Raw genomic sequence first — 21,912 nt, forward strand, 5'->3', positions numbered from 1 at the left:
CATGTTCGACAACCTTCGAGAGAAGCTCGGTAGCTTCCGGTCCGAGGCCGAAGAGGTCGCAGACGAGAAGGCCGAACCCGTCGAGGACGCAGACGACGCGGTGGCTGAAGACGTCGATGCGGAGACCCGGGAGGTCGACGATGCGGCCGAGGACGTCGATCGGCCCGAGAACGCGGGTGAGAGAGCCGTTGGCGACTCCGCCGAGACCGAGTCGATCGCCGCCGAGGCGGTCGCCGACGCGACGGACGCTGGGGCGACCGACGAGCCGTCGTCGACGGACGAGTCCTCGAACTCGGCCGGCTTCGGTCGTCGCGCCGCGTCGCTCGCCCGCGGGCGATTCGTCATCGAGGAGGCGGACCTGGCGGGTCCGCTCCAGGAGCTCGAACTCGCGCTGCTGTCCGGCGACGTCGAAATGGGCGTCGTCGACGAAATCGTCGAAAATATCAGAGACGAGCTGATCGGCGAGACGCGGACGTTCACCACCTCCACCGGCGAAGTCGTCGAGGAGGCGCTCAGATCGGCGCTGTACGACGTGATCAGCGTCGGGCAGTTCGACGTCGAAGCGGCCGTCGCCGAGGCGGAAAAACCGCTCGTCATCGTCTTCACCGGCGTCAACGGCGTCGGTAAGACGACCTCGATCGCCAAGCTCGATCGCTGGCTCGACGAGCGCGGCTACTCCACCGTGATGGCCAACGGCGACACCTACCGCGCGGGTGCGAACGAGCAGATCAGAGAGCACGCCGAGGCTCGCGGGACGAAGCTCATCTCCCACGAGCAGGGCGGCGATCCCGCCGCGGTGCTGTACGACGCCGTCGAGTACGCCGAAGCCAACGACGTCGACGTCGTCCTCGGCGACACGGCCGGCCGCCTCCACACCGACGAGGGATTGATGGACCAGCTCGAAAAGATCGATCGCGTCGTCGAGCCCGATATGACGCTGTTCGTCGACGAGGCCGTCGCCGGCCAGGACGCGGTCAATCGGGCTCGCGAGTTCAACGAGGCCGCCGAAACCGACGGCGCAATCCTGACGAAGGCCGACGCCGATTCGAACGGCGGCGCGGCCATCTCGATCGCCCACGTGACGGGCAAACCCATCCTCTTTCTCGGCGTCGGCCAGGCCTACGACGATCTAGAGCGGTTCGATCCGGACGCCATGGTCGATCGGCTGTTGACCGAGGGGTAACTCACTCTTCGGGCGTCGTCCACTCGCGTTTGATGCCGATCGCGCCGCTGGCGACGAGAACGATCGCACCCAGTGCGACCACGAACAGCGACGCGTGCAGTTCGAGCGAAACCGTCCCTTCGATTTCGGCTGCGGCGTAGCCGTCCTGGGTCGCACGGGCGTCGGCGTAGACCGCGTAGGCGACGATCGCGACGACGAGTCCCGAAAACAGACTCAACCCGGCCGTTCGAAGCCCCGGTCCCGATTCCGACCGCGCGGCGTAGAACAGGACGACGCCGGCGATCACGAGTGCGAAAAAGAGCGTCGTCACGCCGTCGCCACCGAGGCCGCCGGCGGTTTCTTCGGTCGGGACGCCGAGCGTGGTGGCGACGGTTTCCGAGACGTCGAGGGTGATCCAGGGCTGAAACGATCCGAGTACGAGCAGGCCGGCCCCGACGAGCGACAGCTTCGCCCACGGCTGGAGCGTGAGCGTGTCGACGAATTCGGCTCCCGTTCGACTGGTCGGCTCTCCCATCGTCCGATCATCTGGGACGAACCCTCTTAGGTTTCGCCACCTCGACTCGGCGATCGGCCGTCGTGGCGTCACCCGTCCAGGCAACATCTGCACACACCAGTGACGAAACGACCGTCACCAGCGGCTGACCGGTCCGATTCCGCCGGCTCGCGACGCCCGAACGAGTTCGGTCGTGCAACGTTTGCCGTGTCGACCGACCATCGACAGGAACCACCGCTGTGAGTGCCAGTAAGACGCCCCCGCCCGAGGAGGTGCGTATGCGACAGACCGATCGGCCGACACCAGCGGCCGTCCAGCGATGGATCGCATTCCCCGCGCTCATCCGATCCACTCCGCACGAGCTCACACTCGATCACTGGGGTGATCTCGCGTGAACGACGGAAGAGCAAGCACTTCCGAGCTCACACTCGGCCACGGAGGTGGCCTCGCGTGAACGCATCCGAACGCCAGAAACTGGAAAAGCATCCGCTCGACGTGATCGACGACGTGTACGAGTACGCCGCCGACGGGTGCTCGTTCGCGGAGATCGAGGCACGCGGTGGCGAGGGCGAGTGGCAGCGGCTGAAGTGGGCGGGGATGTACGCACAGAAGCAGGCGGGCTACTTCATGATGCGGACGAAGGTCCCGGGCGGTCACCTCACGCCCGAGCAAGCCGCGGTGATCGGGGAGGTGGCCAGCGAGTTCGCCACGGCGCCCGAGAAGTTCGGCGGGAGCGAGCAGAACGAGCTGTGGGGCGACGCCTACCTCGACATCACGACGCGCCAGGACGTCCAGATGCACTGGATCCGGATCGAGGACGTCCCGGAAATCTGGGAGCGCTACGAGGCGGTCGGCCTGACGACGGTCCAGGGCTGTGGCGATTCGGCGCGGAACGTCCTCGGCTGTCCAGCCGCGGGGCTCGACGATCACGAGTGCTTCGACGCCCAGCCGGTCGTCGACGCCGTCTCCGAGTACTTCACCGGCAACCGAGCGTACGCCAACTTACCGAAGAAGTTCAAGCTCACGATCACCGGCTGTACGTGCGACTGCGCCCAGAGCCAGATCAACGATCTCGGGCTCGTTCCGGCGACGACGGACCTCGACGGCCAGGCGATCTACGGCTTTCACGCCCGCGTCGGCGGCGGCCTCTCCGACGGCCCGCGAATGGCCTCCGAACTCGACGTCTTCGTGCGCCCCGAGGACGCCGTCGAGTTCTGTCGCGCCGTCGCCCAGACGTACAAGGAACTGGGCGATCGAAACAACCGTGGTCTCTGTCGGCTGCGCTACCTCGTCGAGCAGCTTGGACCCGAGACGTTCGAACGGGCCGTTCGCGATCGGTGCACCGTCGACCTCCCGCCCGCCGGCGAGGGCCTGACCGTGGGCTATCGCGGCGACCACGTCGGCGTCCACGCGCAGAAACAGGCGGGGCTCGCCTACGTCGGCTTCAACGTGGTCGCCGGTCGGATGGGCGGCGACGAGTTCACGGCCGCCGCCCGCGCCGCGAGGGAGTACGGCACCGACGAGGCCTCGATTCGCCTCGCGACCGACCAGAACTTCCTCCTCACGCACGTTCCCGATGCGCACGTCGACGACCTGCTCGACGAACCGTTCGCCCGGGAGTACCGTCCGGATCCGGGGCCGTTCTCGCGCGGCGCCGTCGGCTGTACGGGAGACGAGTTCTGCAACTACGCCCTCGTCGAGACGAAACGGCGCACGAAGCGCTGGGCGCGCGCACTCGACGAGCGGATCGACGTTCCGGACGACGTCGAGGTGATCCGGATGCACATCTCCGGCTGCTCGGCTTCGTGCGCCCAGCCCCAGATCGCCGATATCGGCTTTCGGGGCGAGACGGTGGCGCTCGACACCGACGGAGACGGCGTCGAAGACGAGATCGTCGAGGGGATGGACGTCGGCCTCGGCGGCTCGCTCGGGGCGGACAACGCCTTTCTCGACTGGATCGAGACCGCCGTGCCGGCGGACGCGGTGGTGCCCGCGCTGGCGGAACTGTTCGATGCCTACGCCGCGGAACGCCGCGACGGCGAGCCGTTTTACCGGTGGGCTAGACGCGTCGAGAACGATCGGCTACGCGAGATCGCCCGTCGTGGCGACGCCGCGGTTGCCGAGGGGGTGAGTGCCGGTGACTGACGAGCGTCGCCTACCCGACGTCCCGTCGCCTGCGGGCGACGCGGAGACCGACGTCACGCCGCGGACGGCGGACGTTCGCGTCGAGCGGCCCGACGCGGAGGCGGGGACGATTCCCGCCAACCGCGTCGGTCCCGGCGGTGATACGCGATCCAGTACTAGTAGCCGAGCGCCGGACGGCGACCGACGTGCCGAGAGTGCTCCGACGGCGGTCGCCGACGGCGGCGTCGCGAACGCCGACGCCGACGGCTCGCTCACCGACCTCGAGTTCACGCCGCCCGCGACCGACGAGAGCGCGGACCTCGATCCGACGCGCCAGGCGTACCGCGTCGGCGTCCCCGAGGGGGTCGAACTCGAAACGCCGTCGTACTCGATCCGCGCGGCGATGAACGAGATCGAGACGCCCGCGGAGAAGACCTGGTTTCACGAACTCGACGAGGCCGTCATCGACGCCGACCGGTGTATCCAGTGTGGCACCTGTGTCGCGGCCTGTCCCTCCGATTCGATCGGCGTCGGCGCGGACGACCTGCCGAAGCTGGTGAAGATGTGCACCGGCTGCTCGCTGTGCTGGGACTTCTGTCCCCGCGGCGGGCTCCGGTACGAGCGCCAGTGGGTGATCACCGGCGGCGAGGACAACGTCAGCGGTGCCGGCGATCCGATCACGGAGTTTTCCGCCCGGGTGGACGAAGACTGGACCGACGGGGCCCAGGACGGCGGCGTCGTCACGGCGATCCTGGCGACGCTTCTCGAGGAAGGTGAGATCGACGGCGCGTTGATCGCCACCGAGTGCGACGAGGAACCTTGGAAGGCCGAGAGCTACCTCGCGACGAGCCGCGAGGAGCTGATCGCGAACGCGGGCACGATCTACAACCAGACGCTCGCGCTCGGGGATCTCGACCTCGACCGGTGGGAACACAAGCTTCCCGAGAAACCACGCGACGAACTCAGCCTCGCGGTCGTCGGAACGCCCTGCGAGATCGAGGGCTTTCGCGCGCTGGCCGACTTCGACCGGGAGTACGGCGCGCAGACCGACGGACTGCGGGCGATCGAGTACGCGATCGCGCTGCTGTGTACCAAGAACTTCAACTACTACGCCCTCATCGGCGAACAACTCGGCGAGAAGCGAGGAATTCGCCCCGACGAGATCGGGAAGATGGACGTCCTGGGCGGCGAGCTCATGGTCTACGACCACGACGGCGAACTCATCGTCGAGGAGGACGTGAAGAACTTCCACGACGCCGCGCTGAAGGGCTGTGACGAGTGTGGCGACTTCACCGGCTTCTGTGCCGACCTCGCCGTCGGTTCCGTCGGCTCCTCGGACGAGTACTCGAGCGTGATCGTCCGCACCGAGCAGGGGCTGAAGGCGTGGGAGCTGACCGAGCCGTCGCTCGACTACCACGACCTGGAGGATCGGAGCGCGATCGGCAAGCTACAGGCCTGGGACAAGAAAAACGCCTTCGAGAGCTTAGAGCGACCGTTCGATCCGGAGGCGCCGCGGTTCATCGAGTACACCGAGCACGCCGAACGGTACGGGACGGCCGTGAATCCCCACGAGGGGCGGTGATCGCGACGAGCGAGCGACCGCCCCGTGACCGATCGCTCAACACCGCGCCGCGAGTGCGTCGGCGAGGGCGCCGGCTTCCTCGTCGAGTTCGTCGCGGACGAGCGAGAGGCCGATTCCGTCACCCTCCACCCGCGGAACGACGTGGACGTGGGCGTGAGTGATCGTCCCGACGAGCGACCCCGTCGTGTGAAAGACGCTGAATCCGTCGGGGTCGAGGGCGTCCTCGATCGCCGACGACACCGTCGAGACGGCGTCGAAGAGAGCCGTCGCGTTCGCCTCGGGGTCTGCGACGATCTCTTCTCTGTGCGTCCGCGGAACCACGAGCGTGTGCCCGCGAGCGGCCGGATTTTCGTCGAGGAAGGCGATCGCGTCTTCGTCCTCGTAGATCACGTGGGCCGAGCGCTCGCCGGCGACGATCTCGCAAAACGGACAGTCGTCGTGCATGGTCGGTGTCTCGAAGGGCGACCCCTTAGACCTACGCCTCGTCGACGTCGCGCCAGTCGGGGGCCGTCGAGACGGTGCGTTCGCTCAACTGATCGAACGCGCCGAGGATCACCTCCGAGCGGGCCGGGTGGACGTGGACGGTATCGACCACTTCGTCGACGGTTCCCTCGCCGATCGTCATCGTCGTCACGACTTCCTGGATCAGCGTGGGCGCCTCGGGCCCGACGACGTGACAGCCCAGAATGGTTCCATCGGCCGGATCGGCGAGCACCTCGACGAACGCCTCGGGGGCGGCGTCGATCCGTCCGAGCGGGGCGACGTCTGCGGAGACGCGTTCTCGCTCGTAGTCAGCGTCCTCGTCGTCGAGTTCGCTCGCGGTCGCGCCGACGCTCGCTACCCGCGGCTCCGTGAAGATCGCGTGGGGAAGGGCGCTCCGGTCGATCGTCTCGGGCCGGTCGTCTCGACCGTCACCGTCGTCGAGTGCCGTCAGAACGTTCGTCGCCACGACCTCGGCCTCTCGGTCGGCGACGTGTTTGAACGGAAACTCCGCGAGGACGTCCCCGAGCGCCCAGACGCCGGCCGCGTCGGTGGCGAGCGTTTCATCGACCGAGACGTGGCCGTCGTCGTCCAGGGAGACGGCGGTCGATTCGAGTCCGAGGTCGTCGGTGTTCGGCCGCCGCCCCGCCGCGACGAGCACCTGGTCGACGCGCAGGGTGACGTCATCGCCCGACCCGTCGGTCGCCTCGGCGGTGAGCATGCGTTCGGCTCCCCGCTCGCGAACCTCGGTCGCCTCGTAGCCGGTGTAGACGTCACACCGACGACCGAGCGCGTCGGTGACGGCCTCGCTCGCCGCCGTGGCTTCGCGGGGGACGAGCAGGTCGCTCCGACCGACGATCGACACCTCGGTCCCGATCGCTTCGAAGTAGTGGGACAGTTCGACACTAATGTAGCCCCCGCCGACGATCGCGAGCCGGTCGGGCCGCTCGTCGAGAAAGAGCGCGTCGTCGCTCGTCAACACGCCTGCGTCCTCGCTCGTACGCACGCCCTCGTCGATCCCGTCGATCGACGGCATCACCGGTCGGCCGCCGACGGCGATCACGACCTGGTCGCCCGCGATCCGTTCGCCGTCGCGCTCGCCGCCTTCGAGTTCGACCTCGCCGTCGTCGACGAAGCGGCCGCGCGCCTCGTAGCGGGTGAGCCCGTCCATCGAATCGAGCGTCTCTGCCTGTCGGTCCGCTTTCGCGTAGACGAGGTCGCGGACCGACTCGACGATGCCGGAGACGTCGACGTCGTCGACGCTCGCCTCGATGCCGTAGTCGGAGGCGGTCCGGATCGTCCGACAGCGGTCGGCTCGCGAGATGAGCGCCTTCGAGGGGACGCAGCCGCGGGTGATGCAGGCGCCGCCGAGCGGGCCGGGCTCGACGACGGCGGCGTCGTATCCCGCCTGGGCCGCCGCGACCGCCACTTGCGAACCGGAACCGCCGCCGAGGACGAGCACGTCGTGATCGGACATAGCCTCCCCGTCAACGCGTCGTCGCTAAAAACCACCACGGGCACGGAACCGGTCGGTGGCCGTTCGGCTGCTCAGAGCCAGTCGTCTCCGCCCTCGTCTTCGCCTTCTTCGACGGTGTCGAGCGCGGCCGCGAGGTTGCGAAGCGCCGCCGCCTTCTCGTGACCCTGACTCGAGATGCCGGTCTCGTCGTCCGCGGCGATCCAGAGGCCCTCTTCTAGCGTGACGGTGATCGTTGCTTCGATCTCGACCGCATCGTCGTCGCCCGTCTCGTCTGTCATGGACGGCCATTCGAAGGCGCGAGCCGAAAGCGTTGCTGGTTGGTATCACGCTCGATTCGCCGGTCGGTACTCGATTACGCCGGTTGGCACTGGAATCACCGGTTGGCGCTCGATTCGCCGGTCGAGAAGCCTTCGGGTGCACTCGCCGTCGACCGGGCGCGCGAGAAAAGCCTTTAACGAGTCCGTCGCCTACACTGCGCAAATGGTACTCGACGATCTCGGAAGCTCCTTGCGGGGGACGCTCGACAATCTCCGCGGGAAATCCCGAATCAGCGAAGACGACATCGAGGAGGTCGTCAAGGAGATCCAGCGCTCGCTGCTCTCTGCGGACGTCGACGTCTCGCTCGTGATGGAACTCTCAGAGAGCATCGAGACGCGTGCGTTAGAAGAGGAGCCGCCGGCGGGAACGCCCGCCCGCGACTTCGTCTTGCGCATCGTCTACGAGGAACTGGTCGGACTCATCGGCGACTCGACGGAGCTTCCGCTCTCCGAACAGACGATCCTGCTCGCCGGTCTCCAGGGGTCGGGGAAGACGACGTCCGCGGCCAAGATGGCCTGGTGGTTCTCGACGAAGGGGTTGAAGCCGGCGGTCATTCAGACGGACACGTTCCGCCCGGGCGCCTACGATCAGGCCAAGCAGATGACCGATCGGGCCGAGGTGGACTTCTACGGCAACCCGGACGGCGAGGACCCCGTCGAGATCGCCCGCAACGGGCTCGAGGCGACGGCCGAAGCGGACGTCCACATCGTCGACACGGCCGGTCGCCACGCCTTAGAGGACGACCTCATCGCGGAGATCGAAGAGATCGAAGCCGTCGTCGAGCCGGACACCTCCCTGCTCGTGCTGGACGCGGCGATCGGTCAGGGGGCGAAAGAGCAGGCCCGCCAGTTCGACGACTCGATCGGCATCGACGGCGTCGTCATCACGAAGTTAGACGGGACCGCGAAAGGTGGTGGCGCCCTGGCCGCAGTCGACCAGACGGACTCGTCGATCGCCTTCCTGGGGACGGGCGAGGAGGTCGACGACGTCGAGCGATTCGAGCCCGAAGGATTCATCTCGCGGCTGCTCGGAATGGGCGACCTCGCCCAGCTCGCCGAACGCGTCGAGCGGGCCATGTCCGAAACCGACATCGAGGAGGACGACTGGGACCCCGAGGACATGCTTCAGGGCAACTTCACCCTGAACGACATGCAAAAGCAACTCGAGGCGATGAACAACATGGGGCCGTTGAGCCAGGTGCTCGACATGATCCCCGGCATGGGCGGCGGGATCAAGAATCAACTGCCCGACGACGCGATGGACGTCACCGAAGAGCGAATGCACACCTTCCGCGTCATCATGGACTCGATGACCGAGGCGGAAAAGGAGTATCCGCGGGCGATCGGGGCGAGTCAGATCGAGCGCATCGCGCGAGGATCCGGCAAGAGCGAGGAGTCGGTCCGCGAACTCCTCCAGCAATTTAAGATGATGGAAAAGACCATCAAGCAGTTCCAGGGCATGGGCTCGGACAAGGAGATGCAGCGGATGATGCAGCAGATGCAACAGCAAGGTGGCGGGATGGGCGGCGGCCCGTTCGGCTAACGACGGAATTTCGCCTCCGAGCGAACTGGTCCGGCACCGGCAGCGTTCTACGCCCGGGTCTGGACGGCGAGATTCGATTCGATCGTGGTGATCGTCCGACACAGCGTCGAGACCCGTCGCGTCGGTTCGATCCGGTCTCGCTCGCGATCGTACTCGACGACGCCCGATCGGATCAACTTCGGCAGGTCGACGTGGGTGAGCGACGTACGCACCCGTTCGTACGGTTCGTCGGACTCGGCGGCGAGCGTCTCTACAACCTCTCTCGTTCGGAGCGGTCGGTCGGCGTCGTCCAGAATCGCGAGAACGCGTTGCCGCCGAGGGGAGCCGATGAGCGTACAGACGGTCTCAACGTCCAGTTCGGAGACTGATTCGGACATCGGCATTGGTTACGGAGTCGGCCGACGTATAGGTGAGCCGTACAGCAATATTGTTGGTGGATTGATATACGTATGTTGGGGGAGAGATCAGGCACCGTCGATCGACTCGATCGTCAGCTCCTCCGTCAGTACGGCGACGAGTTCATCGCCGTCAATCGCGAGGCGGACGCTGAACCGGTACGGTTGGCGTTCGAGGACGTCGACGGAGACGTTCTGGGCGATCAGCGAACTCTCCCAGGAGAGTTTTCGAAACGGCACCAGGTGGTCGATCCCGTGATCGTACAGAAACGAAATCGCGGCGGGGTGATTCAGGATAACGACCCACAGCACCGACAGTCTGGCGTACTGACACTGTTCGCACCTGAGGACCATCCAGACCTCGTCTCGGTTGTTACAGTTCGTACAGATGGCCTCGCCCGGGGTGTGGTCGTCACAGGCTTCGACCGTGATCTGGACCCGTCCCGCGCACTCCGGACAGATACCTCGCATCATCGGAATGATCTTCGCGTCGTAGAGGACGTGCGCCGCTTCGACGATCTCGGTGGGGGACCGACCTTCGAGGCCCGAGGGTGGAAACTCGTAGTGCATGAACGTCCCGCGGGGAACCTGCCCGTAGACCAGTCCGGGACACTCCGTACAGCGGACGGTGATCATCTCGTCGCCGTATCGTAACTCGACCGAGCCGCCACACAGCGCACACCGATCGTCCACTTCGACCGGACCCAGCGTCGGGCTGACGGTGATCGATCCGGTCAGAATCGCTCGAACGACCTGTTCGCCGGCGAGTCGGAGTTCGTACCCCTCCTCCGTCTTCGCGATGTAGTGGTCGGTGAGCTTTCCGAGGTGGTAGCCGAAGTTCCCCTGATCTTCCGGGGCCACCTCCCGCCTTAGTTCCGCGTAACTCAACGGCCCGTCCGCCTCCCACAGCGTCCACAGCACGTCCATCCGCGTCTCGTTTCCCAGCGTCGAGAACGCCTCGGCCGGTTCGACGTCCCACCGATCGCCCCCGCCGTCGTCCGACAACATATTACGGAAATGATATTGGGGTCCTATAGGAGTTCGGGCTAGCAGCGCCGAAATTTGGCCTGAAAAATGAGATGCGGTGGTATTACAGCGCCAACAAATCAGCGGCGCTTTGAAACTGCCGGTCAGTCGGTGATCGGTCGCCCGTCCTCGGTCGGGGGAGCGACGTGATCGACGTACGCTTCTAACGACGGCGCTTCGACCCGCACCCGGACGACGATCTCTCCGAGTTCGTCCGGTTCGCCGACGGCGAACGTCGCTCGGCCGAAAAGCGCCGGTTGCTTCTTCAGCGCGAACGAGAACGCGTCTCCGTCGCGATTCGCGAAGAACTCGCTGCGCGCCGTATCGAGGATCTCCTGGCGGTGGAGCAACTCCGAGAAGTGATCGAGCGAGTGGGCGGTGGCGTAGATCTCGCCGTGGCGGTGGTCGACCGTCGCCTCGGGAAAGAGGTTCTCGACGGCGTCGCGAACCCGATCGGTCACTTCGGTGTCGTAGACGGGTGCGGTGATCTCGACGTCGACGCGGTAGACGGTGGTATCCTGGCTCATCGTCCCTCGACCGTCGCGTCCGGGCCGCTCTCGATGACGCGGCGAACCCGGTCGTGAAATTGTTCTAGCGTTTCGGTGTTCTCGACAACGACGTCCGCTCGCTCCATCGCCTCGCCCATTCCCCAGCCGAGTTCGCGCTCGTCGCGCGCCTCGAGCGATTCGCCGCCGTCGGCCGCGCCGGCGTCTCTCCCGCGTAGATCGAGGCGTTCTCGTCTGAGCTCGAACGGCGCTTCGATACTGACGAGCGTGAAGTTTCCGCCGAACGCCGACTCGAAGACGTCAACCTCGGCGTCGGAGCGGATGCCGTCGACCAGGACGGCGTCGTGGTCTGCGAGGCGATCTTCGATCATCGGGAGCGAGCGCTCGGCGATCGCCGTCGGCCCGTTCTCGTCTCGCAGCGCCTGGGCTACCGCGCCGTGATCTTTCGTCGGGTCGAGCCCGCGGTCGGCCGTCTCCTGGCGGACGACGTCTCCCATCGTCACCACCGGGATTCCCGCCTCGCGAGCCACCGTCGCGGCCTCCCCTTTGCCGCTTCCGGGTAGCCCGACGGTTCCGATGACGTGCATTAGCCCGAGGTAGTGTCGACGCGCTCATAAGGACTGTGGGTTGGCGTCGCCGGGCCGTGTCGGAGACGGTGATCGGCCGGACCACGCTCGGGAGAACACATTCACGTCTCGGGATCCGGGCCACGCGAGCGGAAAAACGGGCTGGCTGGAACGCGGGTGGCGTGTCCGGGCCGTGATTACATCCGGCCGATGTGAATCTCGTCGTCGGTGACGGATTCGACTTTGTCGTCATCGAGCGCGTAGGTGTCCTCGTCGGCGTCGCCCCACCCGAGCGAGGCCTTGATCGAGTCGGTCATACCCGGATCAGGATCGACGTGGAGTCGGCCGTCCCGGACTTCGCTCACCATGCCGATCTCGTCGCCGTCTGCGGTTACGACGCGCTTTCCTTCCTCGTCGTCTGTGTAGTGTGCGGACATTGCGTACAATGGGACAGCCAGCACGCCGATGAACCTCACAGGCGCAGGTGCCGGCCGTTCACGTCGGGGCGGGTATCGAACGGAGTAATCGTCACCTACGTCGATAGGTACGATTCGAAGACACTTTGTCCCGATGCGTGCCAGTCGACGGCGGATGGAAACCGAGTACGACAAGCTCGTTCGCGACGAGATCCCGGAGATCATCGAACGGAGCGGCGACACGCCGGTCTGGCACCGAGCCGACGACGCCGAGTACGAGCGTCGCCTCCACGAGAAATTGAGAGAGGAGGTAGACGAGTACGCGGACGATCCGAGCACCGAAGAGTTGGCCGACGTGCTCGAAGTGATCCACGCGATTCGAGCCCACACCGGCGTGACCGATGAGCAACTCGAACGGCGACGCGCGCAGAAAGCCGAAGATCGCGGGCGGTTCGACGAGCGAATCGTTTTAGAACGCGTCGAATCGTGATCTCATACCGAGGGGATCGTCTCCTTCGAGTACATCACGGAGAAACCCACGGCTGCGGTCGAGGGGCGTCTCACACGTGATCGACCGGGAGGAGTTCCTCGCTCGGGCGCCCGTCGAGCCACTCGGCGAGTTCGACGAGCTGGTCGGTCGCCGCCTCGAAGAGTTGCTCGCCCTTCTCGGCTGACGCGTCGCGGGGATCGCCGAAGGCGCCGTTGTCGGAGTTTTCGATCGCGTCGTGGAACGTGCGTGCCCCGTTTCTGGTGAAGTGGGCTCGATCGACGGGCGCCATGCCGTTCTCGTAGGCCGCCTCGAGTTCGTCCTCGCGGACGAGATCTCTGAGGTAGGCGATCATCGAGGTCTCTTTCGGGCCGGCGTGCGGGCCGTTCGTCTCGAAGAGCTCGTCGACGAGCCCCGGAATCGACTCGTCCCACATCCACTCGATGGCGTAGGCCGTCCCGTCGCGTCGAAGGCTACGGCCCACCTCGCGCAGGTGCTGGATGTTGCCGCCGTGGGCGTTGACGTAGATGACCCGATCGACGCCGTGGTAGGTGAGGTTTCGCGTGACGCTCTCGACGTACTCTCTGAACACCGGCGGCTCGACCCACATCGTCCCCGAGAACTGGCGGTGGTGGTCGCTGACGCCGATCGTCACCGTCGGCGTACAGAGAAAACCCGTCCGCTCGGCGGCCTCGCGGGCGAGCCCCTGGGCGATCATGTAATCGGTTCCCTGCGGGAGGTGCGGTCCGTGCTGCTCCGTCGATCCCAGCGGGACGAGCGCGATCGAGTGCTCGTCGAAGTAGTCGTCCATCTCCGGCCAGGTCCGTTCCGACAGCTGCATGGATGGGGTGACGGGGTGACGGGTAAACGGTCTTCCGGCTTTCTGGACCCTGGATCTGAGGTTCAAATCCCTACTGCTTATGCCATGCGACCGTCGAAATAGTGGTGAGGGCACGTAGCTCAGTCTGGATAGAGCGTCGGACTTCTAATCCGACGGTCGTGGGTTCGAATCCCATCGTGCCCGTCCGAAAACCGTCGGTTTAGAGGTTTTCGAAGAACCAACGATACGCACCCTCTACCTTCCGGTATCACCGTTTGGTAGCGTCGAATTCTATTCTGAGAATTCGGTGCCCGTCACGTACCTTGGTGTGCCCCTTCGCCGTCGGGCGAATTCGATTGTCCAAATCGCGGGGTGGTCCGCGTGAAGTCGCTCGACCAACTCCTCGCGGAGATCGACGCCGACGAACTCCGCCGTCGAATCCATCTCCCGCCGAAACCGTCGAAACCGAGCGAATTCCGGTGTAACGAGTGCGGGTGCCGGTGTACGCGACTTACCAACGGCTCTGAGGCCGGCCACTATCGCGACTGCTCTCGCCGACTACGCCGGACGGGGTCGAACCGCGTTCAACCGGTGTTGACCGACGGAGGCCGACGAGGCCAGACGACGGCTGCGGTATTCGGCGTGTTACTGCTGTTCGCCGTGTTTCTGACCGGCGCGCTAATCGTGGTGATGTCGGTATGACGGGGTTCGTCCGCGCGAGCCTGCTGTACGACGTTGAGAGTCGGACGCCCATAGCCCATCCCGCCGCGCAGGCGACCGACGCCGAGGTGCGCGCCGCGATCGAGGCCGTTGGAGGTGAACCCGCGTGAGCCGCCTCGTCGAACGTGACGAGTGCGAGCGGTGCGACCGACGGACGTCGGCCACCCAACGACTCTGTCCGGAGTGTATTCGCGAGATTCGCCGGGTTCGGGGTGATGTCCTGTGACGGTCTACACCTGCCGTATCTGCGGTTTTGAGTCTGAGTCACCGGTCGGAATCGTCTCGCACTCGCAGGTGCACAAGAACTGGTTTCGGTCGCTCGTTGGTCGCGAACCGGACGATTACGAGGAGGTAGTCGAGCTGGCAAATCGCCAGCCGACGCTATTCGTTCCCTACGATGCTGATCAAACCACTCTCGTCGATTACGGGGGTGAGCGCCGGTGAGCTACCAGTGTACGTGCGGGGCGGGCGTCTCGGATACGCTGGCGAATTTCAACCGGGAGAACGCGCCTATCTGCCCATACTGCGGGACGACTCTCGACGGAGGTGAGGCCCGTGTCGAGTGACGAATCCAGTCGCCTAGCATACGGCCGACAGGCGAAACACCCGGGCGAATTCGGGGCGACAGAGACCGATCTCTCGATGTTCGATCCGTCGCTCGTTCTCGGCTACTACCGACGTCTGGAAGCGATTCTCGACGCCTGTCCGCTCGACATCTACGCCGCCTCGTCGCTGAAACACCCGTGGCCCTACCGGTTACAGAACGCCGCAGAGTGTTATCCAGCTTCGTTCTGGCGATCGCAACACCGGATTCTGGATTCGGCGATCGTCCATCCGGAGCTGACGAACGCTGATATTCTCGAACACGCGGTCGAACGCGAGGCGACCGCGGTCGTCGCGAAGGATTACCTCCCATTCGAGTCGTACGACGACCGCCGGTTGACCGACGAACAACAGCGTTCTCTCGAAACGCTTCGATCGAAGTTCGACGACCACCGCGAAGCGACGACGGCGAGCATCCGTGAGTTCATTGAACTGCACGACAGTGAAGGCCATCCACCTGCGTATTTTCCACTCCAGCCGCCCTACGATGAGCACGTTCGAACGGTCTGGGACGACGTAGAGGCGTCGCATTTGGACCACCGATACATGCTCGGTGGGTTGAAAGACGCGACGCCCGAGCGCCGAATCGACGAGTTACTCGCTTTTCGAGCGGAAGTCGGCTCTGAGCCCATATCCCACGGTCTCGGCTGGGGCCTTTCCGATGAGTTAGTGATCGCCCTTCGGGACGAACCGGACTTGCTGGATTCGGTAGACAACAGCGGGCCAGCTCAGGCGATTCAGAACAACAAGGTGCTCGACAAACACTGGCGGACGAATCCCTGCGCTCAGGTTAACGGGAAGTATCAGAACAGCATCGGCGGAGCGTTCGAATTCGCGATGCTGTTGTCGGGCGCTCAGCGGTTGACCGAGTTCAACGACGACTTCGATTCGGCTACTCAACAGAGCGCCCTCGGTGAGTTCGGAGGTGTCCTTGCCGATGACTGAGTTCTTCCTCATCAGCTGCTCGAAGTCAAAGCTGGAGGGTGTTCATCGGGCCTGCGATCTCTACGGACCGAGCGACATATTCGGAAAGCGAAAGCGTCTCGCAGAGCGTGATGGGGTGGCCTACGGCATTCTCTCTGCACAATTCGGCTATCTACGGCCGTGGGAGGCGACACCGGATTACGAGAAACACATTAGCGAACGAACTCCGGTATGGGGCGCGTTCGTACTACGCGATATCCTTTCCGATCTCGACTATTGGGAGGTGGATCAGGTCACGATCCTGGCTGGAAAGCGGTACGTTGATCCGCTGGTGTCTGAGTTAAAGGCACGCGGCTACGACGTTCTCGATTACAACCGTGGCCTTCGGCCAGGTGAGCGTAACTCTGCGCTGAAAGAGGTGCTTCTACCGGGTGAGCAGAGTCAGTTGGTGACGGACGGTTCGGGAGGTGAGCAGCGGTGACCCGATGCGCCGAGTGTTCGTCGACGGTCAACCCGCGACGAGCGACAGTCTATGTTCCACCGAAGGGTGAGGTCGGTCTCACGCTGTGTATCGGGTGCCAGACGGCGTATCCGCGCTCTCGTCAGTACAAACCCCGCCGGATACCTGACCGGGCGCGCTCGCCGATTGAGGGAGGTGAGCAGCCGTGAGTGTCGACGCCGACCGTGATTTCAGCGCCGAATCCAAGTCGATCGAGGCGGGCTTGCAGGGCTTTCCCGTCGACGCGGTCTGTACCGGTTGCCAGCGCGAGCACGTCAAGCGAGTACGTCCGGAAGACGTTAATCAGGAGTTCGGTGTTGATCCGCTCACGCTCGACGTAGCGGACCTAACGTCGTTCAAGCACGTCTGCCACCGCTGCGGAACGGCAACCTGGTGGAACCCGACGGACCTGCTGAAGGGACTGATCGAGACCGAACGCGACCGGGGTGAGTGACCCGTGTCGCAGGTCGAGATCACCCCTCACGAGAGCCATGGCCGTTGGAAGTGGGCCGAGTGGGGCCGCGGGCCGTATACCGCGCTCTCGAAGGTGATGCTGGGTCCGCCGTTCGAAGGCCACCTGGAATTTACCACCGACGTCGATGGCGAGCCCTGGCACATCGAGGTGACCTACTCGAAGTCAGGATTCGCGCCCGCCGCGAGCGACCCGATCGACGCGCCGCGCCTCTACGAGTGGGATATCGTAGGCCGTGGGCCGGGCGAGTCGAAAGCCTCGTACAACCTCTCGCCGCGGTTTCCCGATATGCGCCACTGGGAGACGGGCGAGTCGGTGAATCTCCCGTGGGAATCGCAGTTCGGAGACGTCGAAGGCGTCGACGTCGAGTACTCGCCGTCGAATATCGAACCGGAGCGAGCGCTCGAATTGCTCCCCGAGTTCTTCCACGCGATTTTCGAGGAAGCCGGCGAGCCGATCTATCGGAAGTACTTTCGGAAACCACCCCACCCGGAATACAGCCGCGAGTGGGCGCACGAGCGTTACGTCCGAATCCGTCGCGAATGGGCCGAGCGGCTGGCGACGTCGGGCGTTCTCCAGAAGGTGATGCACCACCTGACGGACATGGAAGGTGTGAAAGCCGAGCTGAAGATCGACAACGAGGAGGTGATTAACCACCAGAACCGCCTCGTTCTCGATCCGGCATCGGTGGGTGAACTCCTCCCCGGACACAGCTACGGCCGCAAGTTCGAGATCTACCAGCTGAAGAACGCCGATGCGGTTGACAAAGACCACCCGTCGTATCACCCGAAGGTCGAGGTACTGGTGAACAAGGCGATGAACGACGGCGAAGCGTGGGCGTGGGGTGAGCGCCGATCGGTCGTCGAGGAGATCGAGGAATCGCTATTGAATTTCCTCGCTTGGGACGATATTCCACTGAGTCCCGACGCGACGGGCGTGTACGTCGCTGACGACCATTTCGAAGCGGTCGCGAGGGATGACCCGATCGAGATCTACTCCGACCCCACGCCGCGCCTCGAAGCGAAGAGCGACCATCTGCTACTGACGACGCTACGCGACATGGGCGACACCGCCGAGCAAGTCGCCGGCGCCGTCGCGACCGACGGCGGTGCCCGAGTCGGCGATCTCGCCGAGGAACTCGGTAAGCACCCGGCGACGATCTACCGCGCGATCCAGGATCTCGGTGACATCATCCAGCTAGACGCCGGCCAGGTGAGTTACCGAGCGCGGAAGTATCGCGAGGAGATCCGTGCGCTCGTCGAGAGCGCCGAGTACGCGATCGACAGCTATGCCGACCGAATGCAGTCGATTATGGGCATGGCGGATCACATCGCCGACTGCTCGCCGTTTCAGAAGTGGCTCGCGAAGAACGGCGCTGAAATCGAGTTTGACGAGAGCGGCGAACCCAAGCGGATGCGAATCGACGGGATTCTCTCGATGCTGAAATCCGATAGCTTCGAGACTGCCCAGGAGATCGCGAGCGATGCGCTGTACAAGTGGACGCGATCAGGGAACGATCCGCTGCCGCTCCGACGAACGCTGATGACCTGGAAGACGCCGAGCGGCGATACTGAAACGGGCTATGTCGGTGCCGTCGCTGATCGCTGAAACGACCCACGTAGTGGCTACGCTGGTTTGGGACTTATTTTCAGAAAGTAGACTTTCACCCGTTACAGATAGTCACAAGCTCAATTGTGTTCGGGCGATGGGCATGGGCTCGGCCGCGCCGATCGCGCCGCGACCGCATCGGGGTCGTTTCGCGCTGCGCGCGAACGCCCCCTTGGGGGGTGTCCCCAAGGGGACAGAGCCAAAAAATTACACCGCCCCCGCCCCGTCTCCATGGGATTGTTCCACATGATCCAATGGAATGAGGGGTGGATATGGACCTAAACGGTCAGAATATCCTCTATATGTTCCTATCTCTTAATCTTTCAACCACACTCCGCCTTTCCCAGGAGTGTCTTCTAAATTTTATCGCAGGTATAAACATGTAGATTACGAGAGTTATGCTAATTAGTATGTATCCTAATACAACAAGAGCAACTGCAAGCAGGAAAGATGTTGAATCTGGACTTATATTAAAATATGAAACAAGAATTGCCAGTGGAACTACTTCGAGAGCAGCGGCTACACCGAGAAATGCAGACATTGACTTTGTTGCCGGTTCAATATCTTTCTTACCTTCAAACGTTTCATTATATTTCCTGACTTTAGAACGAACCTTTCTCCCTATTGGTTTTATAAACTCACTCTCATCAACACTACTGGGTGAGCCATTTACGAAATAATGAAAATGAAACTGCTCATCTTCCTCTTCACAGGTGCAAAGAACTATCCAACCTCGCTCTGATTCAATATATTCCCTTATATACCTTTCCTCGATATGGGTCCCGATCCTAGCTCGTTCAGTGTTAGAGGGCCTTGATTCTGGATTCGCTCCATACAATCGTGAATAGTATGAAACTGAATCCTCAATGCCTTCTGGAGATTTTTTCGCTGCTGCTGAATTCATTGAGCAAATACTCCAAGAATCAGGTCCAAAAACCCGTTCCAGCTCCGTAGCCAGACCGTCTAGAAATTCATCTTGGATTACTTCACGCCAGCTGTAACAGTACTCATCCTCGAGAGTTTTCTCCCTTGGTTCGATTGTCCAAACATTTAGCACCCTGTCCATAATGTCAGCATCATATTCTTCGATCGACTCCCCATCAACAAACAATCTAAGATTGAATTTCTCACTCTTTTTGAATTTTAACCCAATCTCATAATGTGAATCCTGAATATATTCAAACCTAGGATCTTCAGACAACCAATCATCATTTATGAACTCATTAGTTAATTCCTCTACAAATGTATCTACGTTTAGCCGCAATTTCTTTCCCTGAGGGGTTCTGGTTTGTTCAAATAGACGAATCCAGTTCTTAATATCGTCATCAATTCTAGAGGTTGACGCCATATTTTCAATCTCATCACGTTCCAGTGGGTAATCGTCAATATTCCCATGACGAGGAAGTCGAGCAAAATATTGGCTTAACAGTATTTCCTCTGGTTCTGAAATCATGTGTGGATATTGTATTTTTGATCCGCCGCCATAACGATGTCCAGCGGCGTGTCATCCGGTTGGGTGAATTCTTTGGTGAGTATGTAATGCATATGCTCCCAAACTTCTTCAAAATCTGGGGGTGCTTCCTCCAATTTCAAAGTGAAATAATCGTCGATGAATGATTTGATTTCTCGCTGATCATCTGGAAAATCCCCTACGTCAAGGCTTGGGGGATCGGGATATGCGGAATCACTCAAACCGAGTTTTCCTAGATCTAAAATCACATTTGCAATTATTGAAGCATAGACTTGCTTTTCCGATTCACCGTAAGATTCACTTACAACATATTCATCAATAAGGGACTTGAATGCATTTTTCCTAGTTTTCCGATAAGACCTCTCATTAAAGTGCGAAGAATTCCTTTGCTTCAGCGCTTTATATTCAGATATCAAATCGTCAATAGGTGTTAAATATTTCTGCCATTGTAATATCTGGTCAATATGGGTGGCGATCTCATCAATGAAATCAGGCCGCGTGGGTTTTGTTGTGGTTATATGGCCGTCTCCATGAACCCGTACTTGGACGGGCCAACTTTCGTATTGTCGATAAAAACGTACTTGCGTTATTTGCCCTTCATGTTGAGCAGGACGTAGAACTGGAGATAGGGTCAGTGATTCTTGTCTTGGGCCTCTATATTTTGCTGTACTTAAATTCCCATCTAAGAAATCTCCAAAATCTAATCCAGAGTTGTCTCCCCCCATCACATTTTGAATATACAATAATTCTGTTTCACGGAGGTTAAAACTCCCAACCGGAGCAGAAGACCCACCCCATTTATTGACATGATCCCTAATTTCTGTTTGTAATCTATCCCATATTTCTCTATTCGATACGAACAATAAATTATAGTCTAGGTATAGTCTAGCTTCCACAATCAATTCCGACCTTTCTCTGAATGCGTTGATGCTATCGATATCGAGATCGTCGAAAACCCCCTTTTGCTCCGACAATTCCATAAGTTCAGAAACCATCACTACTTTGTCTTGGTCACCAACAACCTCGACATTATCTCCCGAAAAGTAGTCTCCTATATCAGATATTTTAAATTTGAAATCTATAGCATTAATTGATTTTCTTTCCTTTGAATAATCCAGATTTCTTAACAAATAGTCTGTAGTATCGTCGCTATCGGCATTTTCAATAGTGGATTGTAATTCCTCCCTTTCAATATCTATTAATTTGTACACTTGTACATTCACACGGTCACCTTTTTCACCTCGATCTTCAAGCAATTCGTCCATGAATTGCTCATAGCGACCCGTATCAACCTCTCTCTGGATTTGACCCAGTATATCGTCTTTGGATTTCTCTAATAGTTCGTCAGAAATTCCACACTCATCCAAAATTCGCTTCACTGCTGAGGGATTGTCTCTGAGATCTGCCACTTGTATCCTTTGCTCTACCTCTGCAGGGGTGTAACCTTCCTCTTCACGGAAAAAGTACAAATTCGATTTATCAGTCATCCTCATTGACCTCAATATCTGTCAGCTTTGCCTTTGCTGCCGTTTTTCGGAATTCTTTTTCATACTCTCCCATTGTAACTGCCGCTTCCTCCAGAAGTGTGTACGGGTAAAATACCTTATTAAATGCGTTAATTATATCCTCTTCTTCAACGGTTTGTGAATCTCGATTCCGCGCATTCTTCATCGACATATCCCAGATATCTAATGTGATTGACTCCAGCTTTTGTTTTAAGATGAGGTGGGAATCACCACTTTTCTGTAAATCATCATCATTATACTCGCGGAGTAACTTCTCGATGGTTGTGGACTTATAAGGGTCGTATTCTTCAAATGGATCGTCACTCATTCTGTTATATTCCTTGGATAATGTTGCCCTACCATAATATTATTGCCAACGGTATGCCACTAACACTCCTTCCCATCTTAATATATGAATATTGTTAGTATTTCTTCGACCTAATATCGGTGGTATCTTGCTCCCATTCCCATGAATTGAGCATATCGAAAATAAAACTACACTCAATAATAATTCTACCTGACTACTTCTGCCATCAAATAATAAAAAATTATTCGATTTATAAAGTTTGGGCCTGGTTAGGTGGGTTGGAGATTTATTGCACCTCTTGGCAAATTAGGGGGTTTCGCTTACAACCCCATGGGGTCGCGCCTCGACGAATCCGGTTTCCCGAATATGAACACGAACCCGAGCCGAG

Annotated in this window: 24 protein-coding genes and 1 tRNA gene; 12 read left to right on the forward strand and 13 right to left on the reverse strand. The window is 60.9% G+C overall.

Annotated elements, in window-relative coordinates:
* Position 1 precedes the first annotated feature (1 nt).
* Complete coding sequence (ftsY, locus tag NKH31_RS10285) at positions 2-1,183, forward strand: signal recognition particle-docking protein FtsY (RefSeq protein ID WP_254861706.1); 1,182 nt, start codon at positions 2-4, stop codon at positions 1,181-1,183.
* A 1-nt stretch (position 1,184) separates the two neighbouring features.
* Here the strand turns inward: ftsY and NKH31_RS10290 are convergent, their stop codons facing one another.
* A complete protein-coding gene (locus NKH31_RS10290; protein WP_254861707.1) occupies positions 1,185-1,697 on the reverse strand; it encodes a hypothetical protein in 513 nt (170 codons plus the stop codon).
* A gap of 429 nt (positions 1,698-2,126) precedes the next feature.
* Here NKH31_RS10290 and NKH31_RS10295 point away from each other — a divergent pair, with 429 nt between their 5' ends.
* Together NKH31_RS10295 and NKH31_RS10300 are read left to right on the forward strand one after the other, a co-directional pair.
* The gene (locus NKH31_RS10295) at positions 2,127-3,821 is read left to right on the forward strand and encodes a nitrite/sulfite reductase (protein ID WP_254861708.1); all 1,695 of its coding nucleotides are present in this window, start codon (positions 2,127-2,129) and stop codon (positions 3,819-3,821) included.
* A complete protein-coding gene (locus tag NKH31_RS10300) occupies positions 3,814-5,382 on the forward strand; it encodes a Coenzyme F420 hydrogenase/dehydrogenase, beta subunit C-terminal domain (protein WP_254861709.1) in 1,569 nt (522 codons plus the stop codon). Before NKH31_RS10295 ends, NKH31_RS10300 begins: the two co-directional genes overlap by 8 nt.
* A gap of 36 nt (positions 5,383-5,418) precedes the next feature.
* Here NKH31_RS10300 and NKH31_RS10305 read toward each other — a convergent pair whose 3' ends face one another.
* The 3 genes from NKH31_RS10305 to NKH31_RS10315 form a co-directional block, all read right to left on the reverse strand.
* A complete protein-coding gene (locus NKH31_RS10305) occupies positions 5,419-5,826 on the reverse strand; it encodes an HIT family protein (protein WP_254861710.1) in 408 nt (135 codons plus the stop codon).
* A gap of 31 nt (positions 5,827-5,857) precedes the next feature.
* A complete protein-coding gene (locus NKH31_RS10310; RefSeq protein ID WP_254861711.1) occupies positions 5,858-7,339 on the reverse strand; it encodes a dihydrolipoyl dehydrogenase in 1,482 nt (493 codons plus the stop codon).
* A gap of 71 nt (positions 7,340-7,410) precedes the next feature.
* Entirely contained in the window at positions 7,411-7,617 is a 207-nt protein-coding gene (locus NKH31_RS10315; protein WP_254861712.1) for a type II toxin-antitoxin system HicB family antitoxin, read from the reverse strand.
* A 202-nt stretch (positions 7,618-7,819) separates the two neighbouring features.
* On the opposite strand from NKH31_RS10315, the gene NKH31_RS10320 reads away from it, so the two are divergent.
* Positions 7,820-9,199, forward strand: a complete 1,380-nt coding sequence (locus NKH31_RS10320; protein ID WP_254861713.1) for a signal recognition particle protein Srp54 — start codon at positions 7,820-7,822, stop codon at positions 9,197-9,199.
* A gap of 47 nt (positions 9,200-9,246) precedes the next feature.
* On the opposite strand, the gene NKH31_RS10325 is transcribed toward NKH31_RS10320, so the two are convergent.
* The 5 genes from NKH31_RS10325 to NKH31_RS10345 form a co-directional block, all read right to left on the reverse strand.
* Entirely contained in the window at positions 9,247-9,576 is a 330-nt protein-coding gene (locus NKH31_RS10325) for a DUF7344 domain-containing protein (RefSeq protein ID WP_254861714.1), read from the reverse strand.
* Between the two features lie 87 nt (positions 9,577-9,663).
* On the reverse strand, positions 9,664-10,602 hold the full coding sequence (locus NKH31_RS10330) for a DUF7351 domain-containing protein (protein WP_254861715.1): 939 nt from the start codon (positions 10,600-10,602) through the stop codon (positions 9,664-9,666).
* A gap of 122 nt (positions 10,603-10,724) precedes the next feature.
* Positions 10,725-11,147: an RNA-binding domain-containing protein gene (locus NKH31_RS10335; RefSeq protein WP_254861716.1), complete on the reverse strand. Its 423-nt coding sequence runs from the start codon at positions 11,145-11,147 to the stop codon at positions 10,725-10,727.
* Positions 11,144-11,713, reverse strand: coding sequence for an AAA family ATPase (locus tag NKH31_RS10340; protein ID WP_254861717.1), 570 nt, complete (start codon positions 11,711-11,713; stop codon positions 11,144-11,146). The genes NKH31_RS10335 and NKH31_RS10340 overlap by 4 nt, the downstream gene beginning before the upstream one ends.
* A gap of 176 nt (positions 11,714-11,889) precedes the next feature.
* Positions 11,890-12,129, reverse strand: coding sequence for a PRC-barrel domain containing protein (locus NKH31_RS10345; RefSeq protein WP_254861718.1), 240 nt, complete (start codon positions 12,127-12,129; stop codon positions 11,890-11,892).
* 154 nt (positions 12,130-12,283) lie between these two features.
* Between NKH31_RS10345 and NKH31_RS10350 the strand changes: the two genes are divergently transcribed.
* Positions 12,284-12,598: a nucleoside triphosphate pyrophosphohydrolase gene (locus NKH31_RS10350; protein ID WP_254861719.1), complete on the forward strand. Its 315-nt coding sequence runs from the start codon at positions 12,284-12,286 to the stop codon at positions 12,596-12,598.
* A gap of 70 nt (positions 12,599-12,668) precedes the next feature.
* Here the strand turns inward: NKH31_RS10350 and NKH31_RS10355 are convergent, their stop codons facing one another.
* Complete coding sequence (locus NKH31_RS10355; protein ID WP_254861720.1) at positions 12,669-13,436, reverse strand: creatininase family protein; 768 nt, start codon at positions 13,434-13,436, stop codon at positions 12,669-12,671.
* A 108-nt stretch (positions 13,437-13,544) separates the two neighbouring features.
* Here NKH31_RS10355 and NKH31_RS10360 point away from each other — a divergent pair.
* The 7 genes from NKH31_RS10360 to NKH31_RS10385 all read left to right on the forward strand — a co-directional run bounded on the left by NKH31_RS10360 (position 13,545) and on the right by NKH31_RS10385 (position 18,241).
* Positions 13,545-13,619 (forward strand) — tRNA-Arg (locus NKH31_RS10360).
* Positions 13,620-13,796: 177 nt separating this feature from the next.
* Positions 13,797-14,117: a hypothetical protein gene (locus NKH31_RS10365; protein WP_254861721.1), complete on the forward strand. Its 321-nt coding sequence runs from the start codon at positions 13,797-13,799 to the stop codon at positions 14,115-14,117.
* Positions 14,114-14,245, forward strand: a complete 132-nt coding sequence (locus NKH31_RS17695) for a hypothetical protein (protein ID WP_256547885.1) — start codon at positions 14,114-14,116, stop codon at positions 14,243-14,245. The genes NKH31_RS10365 and NKH31_RS17695 overlap by 4 nt, the downstream gene beginning before the upstream one ends.
* 445 nt (positions 14,246-14,690) lie before the next feature.
* Positions 14,691-15,683 carry a hypothetical protein gene (locus NKH31_RS10370; protein WP_254861722.1) on the forward strand — a complete coding sequence of 331 codons (993 nt, stop codon included), beginning with the start codon at positions 14,691-14,693 and terminating at the stop codon, positions 15,681-15,683.
* Positions 15,676-16,143 carry a DUF6884 domain-containing protein gene (locus NKH31_RS10375; RefSeq protein ID WP_254861723.1) on the forward strand — a complete coding sequence of 156 codons (468 nt, stop codon included), beginning with the start codon at positions 15,676-15,678 and terminating at the stop codon, positions 16,141-16,143. Before NKH31_RS10370 ends, NKH31_RS10375 begins: the two co-directional genes overlap by 8 nt.
* A gap of 184 nt (positions 16,144-16,327) precedes the next feature.
* A complete protein-coding gene (locus NKH31_RS10380; RefSeq protein ID WP_254861724.1) occupies positions 16,328-16,615 on the forward strand; it encodes a hypothetical protein in 288 nt (95 codons plus the stop codon).
* A 3-nt stretch (positions 16,616-16,618) separates the two neighbouring features.
* The gene (locus tag NKH31_RS10385) at positions 16,619-18,241 is read left to right on the forward strand and encodes a DUF7845 domain-containing protein (protein ID WP_254861725.1); all 1,623 of its coding nucleotides are present in this window, start codon (positions 16,619-16,621) and stop codon (positions 18,239-18,241) included.
* A gap of 298 nt (positions 18,242-18,539) precedes the next feature.
* Here the strand turns inward: NKH31_RS10385 and NKH31_RS10390 are convergent, their stop codons facing one another.
* Genes NKH31_RS10390 through NKH31_RS10400 form a run of 3 tightly spaced genes read right to left on the reverse strand, consistent with a single transcriptional unit; the run spans position 18,540 to position 21,545 of the window.
* Positions 18,540-19,694, reverse strand: coding sequence for a hypothetical protein (locus NKH31_RS10390; protein WP_254861726.1), 1,155 nt, complete (start codon positions 19,692-19,694; stop codon positions 18,540-18,542).
* Entirely contained in the window at positions 19,691-21,199 is a 1,509-nt protein-coding gene (locus NKH31_RS10395; RefSeq protein WP_254861727.1) for a hypothetical protein, read from the reverse strand. The genes NKH31_RS10390 and NKH31_RS10395 overlap by 4 nt, the downstream gene beginning before the upstream one ends.
* Positions 21,192-21,545, reverse strand: a complete 354-nt coding sequence (locus NKH31_RS10400) for a hypothetical protein (protein WP_254861728.1) — start codon at positions 21,543-21,545, stop codon at positions 21,192-21,194. Before NKH31_RS10400 ends, NKH31_RS10395 begins: the two co-directional genes overlap by 8 nt.
* Positions 21,546-21,912: the final 367 nt, after the last annotated feature.

This window comes from Halovivax gelatinilyticus (assembly GCF_024300625.1).
GTDB lineage: Archaea > Halobacteriota > Halobacteria > Halobacteriales > Natrialbaceae > Halovivax > Halovivax gelatinilyticus.